Below are 12,647 nucleotides of genomic sequence, written 5' to 3'. Positions count from 1 at the left end.
CACCTCAATTGGTCGAGGCGCTCGCAAGTGCAAAGCGCCACTCGCTGTTTTTCTTCACAAGCTGAAACCTAAGCTGTAACCGCCAGGTATGCTTTCCGCCTCCGAATACCGCAGCCGTGACTTTGCTTTTTCCGATAAGCACAGCAGTATCACCATTGATCTCCGCCTGCATATGTTCATGTTCGGCAGAATAATAATTCAGCGTACCGTCCATGATCGAGCTTATGTAGACCTCTTTCGGCTGGCGCATACCTGTCATGTGGACAAGCACAAAGCTGTCATCATGGACACGTTCAAGTTCTGCTCTGTCCTTGTTCACCATTGCAGTGTACATCTCTTTGTAGAGCTGTATGATCTGTTCCTTGTCGGTCATAGTATCACCATCAGTCATGAATTTTGTAATTGTTCAGCAGCATTTCGCCAACACCCGGAGCTTCGGGATCGTGGGAACCCTTGCCTGTATCGAGCGCACGGATAGTATCCATTTCCTCAGCGGTCAGTTCAAAGTCAAAAATGTCGATGTTGCCCTTGATACGCTCGGGATTTGTGGACTTCGGCAGAACGATAAAGCCCTCCTGCACCTCAAATCGCAGAATGATCTGTCCTGCGTTCTTACCGTACTTTTCAGCAAGTGCTGTGATCGCCGGGTTTTTAAGCAGTGACTTGTCACCGTGACCGAGGGGATACCACGCTTCTAGCTTTACATCGTCTTTTGCAAGCACCTCTCGCAGAGCCTTCTGCTGGAAAAGCGGATTGCATTCAACCTGATTTACCGCAGGCTTTGTTGCAAAATCAGCAGTCAGTTCGGTGTAGAGCTTTGGTGTCATATTGCTGACACCGATAGAACGTATCTTACCCTGTGCTTTTGCTTCTTCAAGAGCCTTCCACGCACCTGCCACATCGCCATAAGGCTGGTGGAGCAGATAGAGGTCGATATAGTCAAGACCCAGCTTGGAAAGCGACGCATCAATGCCTTTCTTAGCAGCTTCATAGCCGTAGTCCTGAAGCCACAGCTTGCTCGTGACGAAGATCTCCTCACGGGTAATTCCGCTGTCACGGACAGCCTTGCCGACTTCCGCTTCGTTGAAATATGCGGCAGCCGTGTCAATGTGGCGGTAGCCGACCTTCAGCGCTTCAAGCACTGCCTTGTATGTCGAGCCGTCGGCAGGGATCATGAACACGCCGAAACCTACCGCTGGGATCTTGTTGCCGTCATTCAAAGTAATGTAATTCATAATAGTTCCTCCTTAGACAGATTTCTTTGCCCACGCAGCGACCTTGCTTTCACTCTCTGCCGATTCTGCTCCGTGAACAGAAAGCCCGGCCTTGACAACTGCGCCCTTACAGAGATTTTTAAGATCACGCTCGCTTGAACCCATACCGCTGCCCTCATTGGTGCAGAAAGGAATGATCGTCTTGCCTGCCAGATCATACTTTTCAAGCAGTGTGAACATACACATCGGCATCGTTCCCCACCAGTTAGGGAAGCCCACAAAGATAGTGTCGTAGTCTTCAAAATTGTCGGGATAAGCCTTTATCTCAGGACGAGCCTTTGCACGAAGCTCCTGCTTTGCCTCCTCGATGCAGGTCATATAGCTCTCGGAATAGGGCTTTACGGTATCTACTTTAAAAAGATCACCGCCCACTGCATTCTGAATGAACTCAGCCACACGCTCGGTGTTGCCCTTTGCGATGGTTTTAAGACCGCCGTTCCAGTAGTTTTCGCCCTTGCGTGAATAGTAAACGATAAGAATGTTAGCCATAAGTGTTACCTCCGTGATTTATTTGGTAATTATAGTTTATCATAGTTTTCAAATAAATCAATCTGGATTTCGGGTAAATTAGATAAGTTTTTCTTATGCAAACTTGAAGAGAAGTCGATATTACATCTCTTCATGCCTGAAATCACCCCTTTCGATAGGAGAGCAGGTCCAAGTCACGGGCGTTCACATAACGGCTGCACCCACATAAAAAGTGAGGCTGATGCGATCTGATACGCACCAGCCTTTCTTATACCTTTTCGTCACCATACTATGTCACGTTTTGCGCTCTATGATAGCCTGCATCTTGTTGAATGTCACCTTGTCGATGATCGCAGGGACAAAGTTTTTGTGTCGGAATCTTTCTTCCCCGGGAACAACTCGCTCAGGGTTGCTCCCGTTTTTTTCGTATTGTGGATTGAAAATCGGGGCTGATTATGGTATAATAGGTAATATAATCAATGTGCGAGAATGCTCGCACAAATCGGAATTTATCTTAGAGATAATTGATGGACGAGAATTACCAGAATATATGACAATGAATAAGGGGAAGATATGTGGCTGATCATGGCGGCTTTGTCCGCGCTCTTTGCCGGACTTACGGCGATACTTGCGAAATGCGGGATCAAAAAGACTGATTCAGACGTGGCGACTGCTCTGCGGACGGTCGTTGTACTCCTTTTTGCCTGGATCATGGTGTTTATCGTTGGCTCTGCTGGAACGATCACGGAAATATCGGCAAAATCTATCATCTTCTTAATTCTGTCCGGCCTTGCGACAGGAGTCTCGTGGATCTGCTATTTTAAAGCCCTGTCCGTCGGCGATGTGAACAAGGTCGTTCCCGTCGATAAATCCAGCACGATTCTGACAGTGCTTATCGCAATCATCCTTTTCAGTGAGACAGAACATCTGGCGGTCAAGCTGATCGGTACTGCACTTCTTGCGGCAGGCGTGTTTCTGATGATCGAAAAGAAGAAAACTGAAGCAAAGGACACAAAGCGCACGTGGCTGCCCTACGCGATCGGTTCCGCTGTTTTTGCTGCCCTGACCTCTATTCTGGGAAAGATCGGCATAACGGATGTAGAATCAAATCTCGGGACGGCGATCCGTACAGGTATTGTTCTTGTTATGGCTTGGCTGATCGTTTTCGTTAAAGGCAAAGGTGCTGAACTGAAAAATACTGATTCCAAAGAACTTGTATTCATAGCTCTGTCCGGGATTGCCACAGGCGCATCATGGCTCTGTTACTATTACTCCATACAGAACGGCGTCGTCAGCGTTGTCGTACCGATCGATAAGCTCAGCATTATCGTTTCCGTCGCTTTTTCCTATTTCGTATTCAAAGAAAAGTTGAGCAGAAAGGCGCTTGCCGGGTTGATTCTGATCGTTTTCGGCACTTTGGCGATGGCAATCTGGGCATAGGAAACAAATAACGGCAAATTCTGATTTAGCATAGCAAATAAGAAAGGAGTGAACCCCATGTGTACTTGGTTCTATGCAGAAAGATCCACGCTGTCACCGATCATCACAAAGGCACAGCAGCTACCGCTTGCGAATACGATCAGGAACACTATGTCACGTTCGGCGGAAATGTCGGGCAATATCCGTCCAACCGATATGGCAGCGGTATTCGCTCCGAATAAGCAAGGTGTGGTGCGGATATTTGACAGCTATTCACAGGAGCTTGTTTTCATGGACAAGTCCAGGATAAACATTCAGGCTATCAGCAGGATAGAAATAACGGAGGACGATCATGATTAAAGATAGCATTCAGCCTATCACTATGGAGCATATCAAGCGCTATGGTGACATATACGCAAGAGCCTTTTCGGGTGAGCCGTGGAATGATCCGTGGAAACCGGAAGATGCGGTCATTCACGTTCGGGAGCTGTTGGAGTCAAAGCAATCCTACGGTCTTGAATATGTCCTCGACGGCAAGGTCGTCGGCTTTATCCTGGGAACATCAATGCTGTTCCATTACGGCAGGACATTTGAGATCAATGACCTTGCGGTTGATCCCGAATATCAGCGCAGAGGTATCGCAAAGGAACTGCTTGAAAAGTGCCTTGCAGATATTAAGGCACAGGGTATGGCGGGCGTTCACCTTATAACCGCCGCAGAGGGCGTCCTGCCCGAGTTTTACACTAAATACGGCTTCAAAAAGGAAACCGAGGTCATACTGATGGGAGCAGAGTTCTAAAGTAATGAGGTATAAACATGAAGCAATACATTGTTGACGCATTCACAAACAAGCCTTTTTCGGGCAATCCGGCGGCGGTGTGTGTTATGGATAAATGGGTATCGGAAGATGCTATGATGAAATTGGCGATGGAGAATAATCTCTCGGAAACGGCATTTATCGTCAAGGAGGGAAAATATTATCATCTGCGGTGGTTCACGCCTGTAACAGAGGTAGAGCTTTGCGGTCATGCTACGCTGGCTTCTGCTTTTGTGATAATGAATTACTATGAGCCTGATGCCGATTCCGTTCGGTTTGAAACAATGAGTGGAATGCTTACCGTTACACGGGACGGTTCGTTTTACAAAATGGATTTCCCCACATATCCGCTTCGGGAGATACCTGTCACGGACGATATGGAAAAGGCTTTCGGTGTAAGACCTGTCAAGGCTGTCCTCGGACTGGATCTGATCTGTGTTTTTGAAAATGAAGAACAGGTACGCACTATGGACCCTGATCAGGAAATGCTCAAAAAGGTCGAGGGGCGCATCCAGAATGCAACGGCAAGAGGTACGCAAACAGACTGTGTATCACGCAGCTTTTGCCCAAAATTCGGAATAGCCGAAGATCCTGTGTGCGGCTCGGCGCACTGCCAAATAGCAGACTATTGGTCTGAGATTCTTGGAAAGTCTGTCATCAATGCTTATCAGGCTTCAAAGCGTGGCGGTCATCTGAAATGTGAGCTGCTCGGCAGCGGCAGAATAGCGATCAGCGGCGAAGCCGTGCTTGTTTCGGTGGCAGAGCTGGCGGTCGAGTTGAAATAAAACGGAGGAATATCATGCAGTACGAATTCAAAATAACAGTTTCGGATACCAAAGTATTCCCCGAATTGCAGGAGCAGTACCTTCAGACCCGAAGCCCGGCAAATGTCCGTTCTTTAGTGCCGGTGACACCTTTGTGCTGAAGCATAGGCGGGGATATCTATAATGTTTTGGAAAGCATATAAAATAAAGGCTGTTGCACAGTTATCATTATGTGCAATAGCCTTTTATGTTTTAATACTGCTTTGGATCCGGACCTGGTCCAGAGCTGCGATCACTCACGAGAAGATCAGCAGGTTCTATTTGGAGAGTGTTGATATTTGAAGTAATTGGATATGATAAAGGGCGATCTCTTCCACGCAGGGAGGACATTGCCCTTTTCTTATATTACTGATCCTGAATCTGCTGCATCATAGCCGCACCGCCCTTGAAGCCGGGCACAATGACAGTATGCCGTTATGCTGCCATTTGCTGCTGCTCCCAGGAGGCTTGCAGGTCTAAGTCACGGGCGTTCACATAACGGCTGCACCCACAAAAAAAGTGAGGCTGATGCAGTTTGATCTGCACCAGCCTTTCTTTTTATACCTGTTCGTCATCATACTTTGTCACGCTCTGCTCGAATGCACCGTTGAATATAAACTGCACATCAAGGCTCTTGTCATCGTTTTGATGCACAAGCACCTTTTGCACCAGCATTCGCAGATCGGAATCCGATATCTTCGGCTGGGAGAGTATCTCGTCAAGCAGTTCGGCAGTTGAGCGCAGCTGGCTGCTCTTTTGGGAACTTACCTCGTCAAGCCTTTGACATTCGCTTATCCTGTTTTTGAGGTCCTTGATCTCGGCTTCTCGCTTTTTTATCATATCATCGTACATATCAGCGTGAGCCTTGTCGGTTATGCGTTCCATAAGTATTCCTTGAATCTGCTCCTGAAGCAGGTTTATCCGCTGGGTGTACTGCTGTATCCGCTGCTCGAACCTCGGCTTGTTCTTCTGCCACTCCCTGACTATCTTTTCGTACTTTTTGCTTTCTTCCTTGAGCCTGTCACGCAGGCGGTACAGCTCATCAGTCACGCATTTGTCCAGCTGACTTTCGTGTATGCGGTGGGGAGTGCAGTACTGCTTGCCGTACCTGTGGTGGCTGTTGCAGGTGTACTCAACATACCTGTCATCGCCTTTCCCCCGCCACTTAGCAACAAGTATCGCACCGCAGTCAGCACACTTTATCATTCCTGAGTATCGGTGCAGCGTACCTCCTATCTTTGTGCGGCAGGTGTTTGCCGTTCTGCTCTCTATGACAGCCTGCACCTTGTTGAAGGTCACCTTGTCGATTATCGCAGGGACAAAATCTTCGTGGCGGAATCGTTCCTCCTCGGGAACAACTTTCTTGGTCTTGTATATCTTGCTGGTGACCGTCTTGTGATTGACAAGGGTGCCTGTGTATATCTCGTTGGTCAAAAGCCTTTTAATAGTCGTCTGTGCCCACAGGAACTTCTTGCACATCTGTGTCCGCTGTGCGCCTATCTTTCTATGGGAGTAGAACTCGGGAGATTTGACGCCCCGTCTGTTCAGCTCTCTTGCGATAGATGACAGTCCTCGACCTTCGAGATAGGAGTGGTATATCTCTCTGACGATGTCGGCGGCGATCTCATCGACTCTGACCTCGCCCGTGAGCTTGTCCTTGTAGTAACCCATCGGGAGATTGACTATCAGCCCTTGCTTTTGTTTCTGGTTGATGCCCGTTCTTATTTTTCTGCCGATGTCCTTGGCGTAGAAGTCATTGTATATCTGCTTGAATCCTATCAGCAGATCGTCGTCCTCATCGCTGGTATCTATGCCCTCGGTGACGGAATACACCTTGACATTGTTCTGCCGCAGGTGATCGATGAACAGGGCAGTCTGCGTTCTGTGCCTGCCAAGTCTGCTCAGATCCTTGACGAGCACCAGCTCGACTATCCCTTTGTCAACAGCAGCTTCAAGCTCCTCAAGACCTTTTCGGTTGAATGACATTCCCGATACGTTGTCATCAAAGCTCTCACCCACTATTTCCAGACCTTTCTGCTGTGCGTAGTCAACAAGTATCTGCCTTTGATTTTGCAGGCTGTTCATTTCACTGTCCTCATCACGAGACAGCCTGTAATATAACCATGTTTTCAAGTTTTTTCATTCTTTCATTTTTAAGAAACGCATAAGCCTATGCCGATATGGCAAGCTCTGTTTCTGCTGCGGCATCGTAATTCTCTGCGCCGCTTTCGTTTAGAAAATCAGTTAGCAGCGATTCTATAAATGTGTCGAACAGATCTGTCCTGCCGTTGTAATCAACAGTTACAGAATTTATAACAGGCATCAGGCTTTGCGAGTATAAGATGTTCACCGGCGAGACAGTAAAGAGACTTGCAAAGTATGCAGCAGACAAGGGAATGACGGTCCGTAAGCTGCTCAATGCAAACGGCTTTGACAAAGCTATATCCCTGAAAACGCAAACCTGATCACAGAAAAAGCATGGGGCAAGAGCAGCTCAACATTCTGGGGACAGGAATACGAAAGAGCCTGGTACAAGGGGATCAACATTGACGAGCTTGGCGCAACCGAAACTAAGATACAGTTTATGGACGCAGGATATGATCCTTGGAAAGAGATTGGCGATGGATTCGTAGAGGTCGGAACACTCGGCACAAAATCGAAGAACTCTCATGAGTGGGGATACATGAAGGAAGGCTTTGCCTGCGCATTACAGAAAGCGTAACTAACGCCGAATATGAAGCACAGCTAACATCAATTGAATATAGTGTTTGTGATTACTCAGAGGACAGCCCTCGCACCCGAAAGGTGCGGGGACTTGCTTTTTTATGGAGAGTGAAAAGAATCTTTCAAAATATCCGAAAAACAAACACAAAATAAAACGCAAAGGAGCAATCACTATGAAAAGCACAAACAAGAAAATAATCGTAAAGTTCGCAGTATTCGTAATCCTCTTTATCACATTATCATTGGTCTCAAATTATGTTGCCGGCAGGATAATGGACCGAACGATCCTTTTAAATCAAATTGTGGGTGCTGCAAATGAAAGTAATACTCTCAAGAAAAGGCTTTGATTCGTCAAGAAAAGGGTACGGGGTGCTTGATTTCAGAAAAGACCGTGTTTTGACAATGGAAGGCAAAAGCAGGGGACTATGGAACGAATATGAGTTTCTTAAACCTGAGCATATCTATGGCAAAAAGAAAAACTCCGCAAAAGGCGATGGCATTTACTATAATGGCATCTGGCAGGAGCTTGTGGTATATGAATCAGACGACTTGATTGAGTGGGTAAATAGAATTATAAGGTGATATATTTAAAGTAGAAGGAGCGCTGTATGCTCAAAGGAACACTTGGTTTTTTATTGAAATTTTAAATCCGTGTAGTACCCGACAAAAAATGCAGATACGAAAGAATTTAAAAAATAGCTTGGAGCAATATCAGCGTAGGAATTTTGGATCACTACTGTAGTCATGGTAATACAGTTGCATTCCTCCGTAAAATATGGTATAATATATTTATCAAATACTACTTGAAAAGGAGGCTGGGCTATGTCTGATAATAAGAAATGGCAGTATGATCTTGATGAATATATCAGGCAGGGTGAGCCTGAAAAGGCGATGAAAAGCTATGCCTGGAAAACTGCTATCGGCTTGCAGGATGTAGACGGGCTGAAGACCTCCGATTATCTGCTTGAGACTGCAAAAGAGCACATTGAGGGAAACATAACCATTGAATCTGCAAAGGATAGGATCCAAAGCTATTACAGGCAGCGTGAGTCCCGTGCGATAATTGAGGCGGGCACACAGTCAGCGTTTTCCCGTCAAGGGGCAGCCTGTCCACCGGTACAGCGATAATAACGCTCTTGCCGCCGCTTCCATTGTCCCTTACAGATATTTCAGGCTTGTTGATATGATCGTAGTCAAAGCTGTACTTCTCTATATCATTCATAGTGCCGTCTGCGGTATAGATAAGCCCGTTTGTGTCCACAAAGGCGAATTTTTCAAGGGTATAGAGCTGTCTCATACGCCGCTGATACGCCTGCAAATGTGCTGTATCGCTGAGATCGTCCTTTGTCAGCAGGCTGACCGCAGTCTGCATATTCCCGATATTTCGTTTCAATGCAGAAGCAACCACCTGTTCACGCCTGCCGGCAAGTTCGTCAAGATAAAGCTTACTTACAGAACTTACTGCCTTTTCGGTATCCTACTGTGCTTTCTGTCCCGACCAGTATGTGCCAAGTATGAGTATAGCTGCTATCATAAGGCTGCCTATAACGGCTGCATACAATCCTGTTTTATTCTTTATCTTTTTCATATCAATCTTTCTCTTGTGAGATAAATTTATAAACTGCACAATGTTTCAAACTGCTCTTTTGCTTCAACTAAAAGAGACGAATAATCGGTTACCGTTCTGCTGCGAAGCAGTTCCGTTATTTCGCTGAGCGGTTTTGTCAGCGGTGAAAGCGACAGATTTGCATACATACCTTTCAGCGCATGAACTGTCTCAAACGCCGCATCGAGATCGCCTTCGCCGATCTGCTGTTCAAGCAGAGGAAGCCTGTTGTCAGCAAGTGCCTTTTTTACAAGTCCAATATAAAAATCTTCCATATTCATGCACCTTGCAAGACCCTCGTCCACATCAGCACCATATTCTCTCAGTTTATCAATTGTAAGCATAATTTGTCTCCTTCAGTTCTTTTTCTACCAAAGCTCCGAACTCCTCGGGCGGAAGCGGCTTTGAGAAATAGTAGCCCTGTATAATGTCACATCCCAGCTTTTTCAGCAGTTCCATTTGTTCCTTTGTTTCTACGCCCTCTGCAATAACAGGGACTTCAAGAAGTCTTGCTATGTCGATCATGATACCGACAAGACGTTCGTTTTTTTCACTTTCGCATATTCCTCTGATAAACTTCATATCCAGCTTCAAAGCGTCTATCGGCAGAGAGGTCAGCATATTCAGTGAGGAATATCCGCTGCCGAAATCGTCCATTTCTATCCTGAAACCGCACTTGCGAAGTTTTTTCACTGCTTCGATGATCTGGTCGGAGTCATCGGTATAGGCAGTTTCTGTGATCTCCAACAGCAACATGGTATTATCCAAGCCGTTTTGTTTTGCAATGTTCTCTAAGATATCCGCAAGATGTGCATTGAACATATCGACTCTCGACACATTGACCGACACGGGAATGTGTATCCCATATATGTCTTTCCACAGCTTTATCTGCACCGCTGCTTCATTCCACACGAATTGGTCAAGCTTTTGTATCAGACCGTTTTCCTCAAATAGCGAGATGAACTGTCCGGGGCTTATCATACCAAATTCAGGGTGAAACCATCTGATAAGTGCTTCAGCGCTGAAAAGCTGCGGTCTGTCACCCCTTATTGAATATTTCGGCTGATAATAGACCTTGAACTGCTTTTCGGACAGTGCCTTGTCCATATCATTGATGAGCCTTTCGGCGTACAGCTCTTTGCTGTGCTGCTCATCGTTATAGAAGTCAAAGCATGATACATAGCTGTTTCTGAGCTTCTGGCAGGCAAGTCTGGCATAATCAAAGCGATGTTCCATACACTGTTCACTGCCATCGTCGGAATATACGCCAAACCGCAGACTGATATTACTGTCGTTTATGCGCTTGTCTATCACAGCGATATACTGCGGCAGCTTGAGTTTAAGCTCGTCACTATGGGGAAGATAGACACAAAACTGATCGTTGTCACGGCGGCAGGCAAGTCCGCCTGTTTCGCTGACAAGCTCATGAAGGCTTTCGCCGATTTTTTTCAATACAAGATTGCCGTAGCTTCTTCCATACAGCTCATTCACCACATGAAAACGATTTATATCGATTACCACTGCATCCATCGGCATATTGTTATTCAGTTCGTCAAGCCTTTTGCCGTATTGAAAGAAAAATTCCTTATGGAATAGTCCCGTTAGTTCGTCACGCTCTGTCTCATGGATAATAACGCTGTCCTCGGCAAGCTCAATAGAGCGACCGACTCTTGCACAAATGACCTGCGGCATATCAAAGGGCTTTGTGATAAAATCCGCTGCCCCGATCTTCAGACTCTCAACCTCTGCACCCTTTTCAGAGGTCAGCACGATAACAGGGATACGCCTAAGTTCATTGTCGCTGCGAAGCAGTTTCAGCAGACTGTAACCATCAAGTTCCGGCATGTGCAGATCAAGTATCACAAGTGAGAGCTTCAGCTTGTCCCGCTTTATGATGTCCAGAGCTACCACACCGTTTTCGGCATAGCTGACTTCGTACTGATCTTTCAGCATCTTTCCGAGTATCTCTCTTGCGATATAGTCATCATCAACGATCAATATGCTTCTGCGAAGACCTTTCTTTCGTTCCAACAGTTCCTGCATGTGGGATCCCCCTTACATAATATTCCAATAAATAACAAGCTGCATTATTGTCAAATCGACAATAGATGTACAATGCTGTCAGAATATATAGTTTCTCATAATTATTTTAACACAAAAAGCGAAAAAAGTCAACGAAATATCTAAAAATACGCTCAAGTCCTTGTACATAGCAGTGATGAACATTTACACGTTTGTTTTTTCCGGCATAGTCATATCGGGCAGGGATCTGAAATCAGCGACCGCCTTGACAAGCTCCTGCAAAGGGTCTGAAAGATCAAGTTGCAAAAATTGCACAAGTTGATTTTCAAGAATACTAAAAAATAAAATCACTTGACATTTCAGCTCTTGTGAGTTATATTAAGACCACGAAAACGGCCGTATCTGCGAGGAAAATAACTAATTTCGTTGAGCTGCCATTAGGTTCTATTGTCAACAACGTGCAGGTTCAAGATCTGTCAGGCGCATTCTTTGGAAAGCTCGTACAGGGCTTTTTTGTATCTGCTCAATGATTGACAATGCAATGTTTGTGATGTATACTCTCATATATGAGATTTTGTCCGGAAAGGGGATAAAACGGTGGAAGCAAGAGAATTTCTGGATATACTCCATGTGGCTGAGAGGCTGAAGGATACAAAAAGGCACTGCACTACAAGCAGCGGACGCACAGAGAGCGTTGCCGAACATAGCTGGCGTGTGTCTCTTATGGCACTTCTGCTGAGACATGAGTTTGCACAGCTGGATATGGACAGGGTGATCTCAATGTGTATCGTTCATGACCTGGGGGAGTGCTTTACAGGAGATATTCCCACTTTTGAGAAAACTGAAAGAGACAGGGCAAAAGAGGATGATATTCTGGCTGTGTGGACAGCCTCGCTGCCGGGTGAGGTATCGGACGATCTCTCGTCGCTTTTTGACGAGATGCAGATGCAGCAGACAGCAGAATCAAAGCTGTACAAAGCACTTGATAAGCTTGAGGCTCTGATACAGCACAATGAATCCCCCCTTGAGACCTGGTCGGAAAACGAATTTGAACTTAACAAGACATACGCATTTGATGCAGTGGAGTTTTCTCCGAAGCTTACCGAGATAAGAAACGAGATACTTGCCGACACTATGGAAAAGTTAGACCGTGAAAGCAGATAAACAGCAAAAAAGACCGCCGGGGCATTGAACTGACCCCAAAAAGTTAGACAAACTTTTTAAAGAAAAAATATGCAAAGCGACTAAGAGAGATCTTGGTCGCTTTTGTTATGCGGCATTGAGCCTGTATTCAACAGGTGACATACCATCAAGCTTAAGCTTGATGCGCTTTGTGTTGTACCACTCTATGTAAGCGTGAAGCTCGGATATGAAGTGTTCTATTGATGTGAATTCTTGTAAATACAGCAATTCTGTCTTGAGTAATCCGAAGAAGTTTTCTGCACAGGCATTATCAAGACAGTTGCCTTTTCGTGACATACTCTGTCTTATGCCTTTATCTTTGAGCATTTTCT

The 12,647-nt window shown here is 45.8% G+C and carries 18 protein-coding genes; 10 read left to right on the top strand and 8 right to left on the bottom strand.

Annotated elements, in window-relative coordinates; translation table 11 throughout:
• Positions 1 to 4: 4 nt before the first annotated feature.
• Genes T494_RS0103545 through T494_RS0103535 form a run of 3 tightly spaced genes read right to left on the bottom strand, consistent with a single transcriptional unit; the run spans position 5 to position 1,763 of the window.
• Complete coding sequence (locus T494_RS0103545) at positions 5 to 391, bottom strand: nuclear transport factor 2 family protein (protein ID WP_081777204.1); 387 nt, start codon at positions 389 to 391, stop codon at positions 5 to 7.
• On the bottom strand, positions 384 to 1,235 hold the full coding sequence (locus T494_RS0103540; protein WP_028505106.1) for an aldo/keto reductase: 852 nt from the start codon (positions 1,233 to 1,235) through the stop codon (positions 384 to 386). The genes T494_RS0103545 and T494_RS0103540 overlap by 8 nt, the downstream gene beginning before the upstream one ends.
• 12 nt (positions 1,236 to 1,247) lie before the next feature.
• A complete protein-coding gene (locus tag T494_RS0103535) occupies positions 1,248 to 1,763 on the bottom strand; it encodes a flavodoxin (RefSeq protein ID WP_028505105.1) in 516 nt (171 codons plus the stop codon).
• 552 nt (positions 1,764 to 2,315) lie between these two features.
• On the opposite strand from T494_RS0103535, the gene T494_RS0103530 reads away from it, so the two are divergent.
• The 5 genes from T494_RS0103530 to T494_RS14270 are packed head-to-tail and all read left to right on the top strand — an operon-like array spanning position 2,316 to position 4,903.
• Positions 2,316 to 3,182 (top strand): EamA family transporter, encoded by an 867-nt coding sequence (locus tag T494_RS0103530; protein WP_028505104.1) that lies wholly within the window; start codon positions 2,316 to 2,318, stop codon positions 3,180 to 3,182.
• 57 nt (positions 3,183 to 3,239) lie between these two features.
• Positions 3,240 to 3,521, top strand: a complete 282-nt coding sequence (locus tag T494_RS0103525) for a hypothetical protein (protein ID WP_028505103.1) — start codon at positions 3,240 to 3,242, stop codon at positions 3,519 to 3,521.
• Complete coding sequence (locus T494_RS0103520) at positions 3,514 to 3,960, top strand: GNAT family N-acetyltransferase (protein WP_028505102.1); 447 nt, start codon at positions 3,514 to 3,516, stop codon at positions 3,958 to 3,960. Before T494_RS0103525 ends, T494_RS0103520 begins: the two co-directional genes overlap by 8 nt.
• 17 nt (positions 3,961 to 3,977) lie before the next feature.
• On the top strand, positions 3,978 to 4,763 hold the full coding sequence (locus T494_RS0103515) for a PhzF family phenazine biosynthesis protein (RefSeq protein WP_028505101.1): 786 nt from the start codon (positions 3,978 to 3,980) through the stop codon (positions 4,761 to 4,763).
• Positions 4,764 to 4,777: 14 nt separating this feature from the next.
• Positions 4,778 to 4,903 carry a hypothetical protein gene (locus T494_RS14270; protein ID WP_278244648.1) on the top strand — a complete coding sequence of 42 codons (126 nt, stop codon included), beginning with the start codon at positions 4,778 to 4,780 and terminating at the stop codon, positions 4,901 to 4,903.
• A 436-nt stretch (positions 4,904 to 5,339) separates the two neighbouring features.
• Here T494_RS14270 and T494_RS13325 read toward each other — a convergent pair whose 3' ends face one another.
• Together T494_RS13325 and T494_RS13770 are read right to left on the bottom strand one after the other, a co-directional pair.
• Positions 5,340 to 6,914, bottom strand: a complete 1,575-nt coding sequence (locus tag T494_RS13325) for a recombinase family protein (protein WP_155984026.1) — start codon at positions 6,912 to 6,914, stop codon at positions 5,340 to 5,342.
• A 37-nt stretch (positions 6,915 to 6,951) separates the two neighbouring features.
• Positions 6,952 to 7,104 (bottom strand): hypothetical protein, encoded by a 153-nt coding sequence (locus tag T494_RS13770; RefSeq protein WP_155984025.1) that lies wholly within the window; start codon positions 7,102 to 7,104, stop codon positions 6,952 to 6,954.
• Between the two features lie 19 nt (positions 7,105 to 7,123).
• On the opposite strand from T494_RS13770, the gene T494_RS14265 reads away from it, so the two are divergent.
• From T494_RS14265 to T494_RS0103470, 4 genes are all read left to right on the top strand, one after another.
• Complete coding sequence (locus T494_RS14265; protein ID WP_278244647.1) at positions 7,124 to 7,246, top strand: hypothetical protein; 123 nt, start codon at positions 7,124 to 7,126, stop codon at positions 7,244 to 7,246.
• A gap of 360 nt (positions 7,247 to 7,606) precedes the next feature.
• The gene (locus T494_RS13990; RefSeq protein WP_028505099.1) at positions 7,607 to 7,852 is read left to right on the top strand and encodes a hypothetical protein; all 246 of its coding nucleotides are present in this window, start codon (positions 7,607 to 7,609) and stop codon (positions 7,850 to 7,852) included.
• Complete coding sequence (locus T494_RS0103475) at positions 7,821 to 8,087, top strand: hypothetical protein (protein ID WP_028505098.1); 267 nt, start codon at positions 7,821 to 7,823, stop codon at positions 8,085 to 8,087. Before T494_RS13990 ends, T494_RS0103475 begins: the two co-directional genes overlap by 32 nt.
• A gap of 240 nt (positions 8,088 to 8,327) precedes the next feature.
• Positions 8,328 to 8,633, top strand: a complete 306-nt coding sequence (locus T494_RS0103470) for an antitoxin VbhA family protein (protein WP_028505097.1) — start codon at positions 8,328 to 8,330, stop codon at positions 8,631 to 8,633.
• Between the two features lie 486 nt (positions 8,634 to 9,119).
• Here the strand turns inward: T494_RS0103470 and T494_RS13320 are convergent, their stop codons facing one another.
• Together T494_RS13320 and T494_RS0103455 are read right to left on the bottom strand one after the other, a co-directional pair.
• Positions 9,120 to 9,455 carry an Hpt domain-containing protein gene (locus tag T494_RS13320; RefSeq protein ID WP_051540015.1) on the bottom strand — a complete coding sequence of 112 codons (336 nt, stop codon included), beginning with the start codon at positions 9,453 to 9,455 and terminating at the stop codon, positions 9,120 to 9,122.
• Positions 9,442 to 11,154, bottom strand: a complete 1,713-nt coding sequence (locus T494_RS0103455) for an EAL domain-containing response regulator (protein ID WP_028505096.1) — start codon at positions 11,152 to 11,154, stop codon at positions 9,442 to 9,444. Before T494_RS0103455 ends, T494_RS13320 begins: the two co-directional genes overlap by 14 nt.
• Positions 11,155 to 11,730: 576 nt before the next feature.
• On the opposite strand from T494_RS0103455, the gene T494_RS0103450 reads away from it, so the two are divergent.
• Positions 11,731 to 12,297 (top strand): HD domain-containing protein, encoded by a 567-nt coding sequence (locus T494_RS0103450; protein ID WP_028505095.1) that lies wholly within the window; start codon positions 11,731 to 11,733, stop codon positions 12,295 to 12,297.
• A gap of 105 nt (positions 12,298 to 12,402) precedes the next feature.
• On the opposite strand, the gene T494_RS0103445 is transcribed toward T494_RS0103450, so the two are convergent.
• Positions 12,403 to 12,647 (bottom strand): IS3 family transposase (locus T494_RS0103445; protein ID WP_028505094.1); only part of this gene is annotated, 245 nt, incomplete at its 5' end.

The sequence above is a fragment of the Ruminococcus sp. FC2018 genome (assembly GCF_000621805.1).
Taxonomy (GTDB): Bacteria; Bacillota; Clostridia; order Oscillospirales; family Ruminococcaceae; genus Hominimerdicola.
This window is presented reverse-complemented; position numbering and strand designations above follow the sequence as displayed.